Source organism: Ruegeria sp. AD11(2025) (genome assembly GCF_056542405.1).
The window spans coordinates 1-596 of sequence record NZ_JBQFZU010000153.1 but is presented as its reverse complement, the minus strand read 5'-3'; the positions used below and the strand labels follow the sequence as shown (position 1 = coordinate 596).

The following is a 596-nucleotide window of genomic DNA, read 5'->3' as shown; positions in this document are numbered from 1 at the left end:
CCCTATTGCCCCAACATGCGATCCGCAGCGATTGCGAGCTTAAAAAAGATCCACGCGCCCTATCACGATGAGGGGACAGTGGTGGTCATCGAAGGGCCACGCTTCTCTAGTGCTGCTGAAAGCCGCTGGTTCAGCAGCCAGGGCTGGCACACCGTGAATATGACCCAATACCCTGAGGTCGTCATCGCTCGCGAAATGGAACTCCGTTACGCCAACGTATCGTATATCACCGATTATGACGTCGCTGCAAAAGAAGTGGTTGGAGAAGACGCTGCCGTGCCTGTTTCGCATCGTGGCGTGTTGCAGGCGTTCGCCGCTGGAAGCCCTCGGGTCATGGAATTCATCCGCGCGATGGTCGTCGCTGTGAGTCAAATCGAAGACGATGACGATGGATACGATTTGGAAGAGGCGCGCACATGACTGAGACCTTGCTGTCATTAGGGCATGCCGCACTTGCGCGTGCGCGCGATGAAATGCCGGTGTTGGCGGCAATCCGGGCCGAATTGGGAGAGGATCGCCCATTGGCGGGCGCACGCGTCGCCGGCTGCCTGCACTTGACGAAGGAGACCGGCGTTCTGGTGCAATTGCTTCAGGCG

Annotated in this window: 2 protein-coding genes; both read left to right on the top strand. The window is 58.4% G+C overall.

The annotated features are described in order from the left end of the window. Nucleotides 1–420: phosphorylase family protein (locus ACR1XY_RS24835; protein ID WP_480597540.1), on the top strand; the 420-nt coding region annotated here is incomplete at its 5' end. Continuing rightward, on the top strand, nt 417–596 hold a 180-nt coding region (locus ACR1XY_RS24830), incomplete at its 3' end, for an adenosylhomocysteinase (protein WP_480597537.1). The genes ACR1XY_RS24835 and ACR1XY_RS24830, both read left to right, overlap by 4 nt.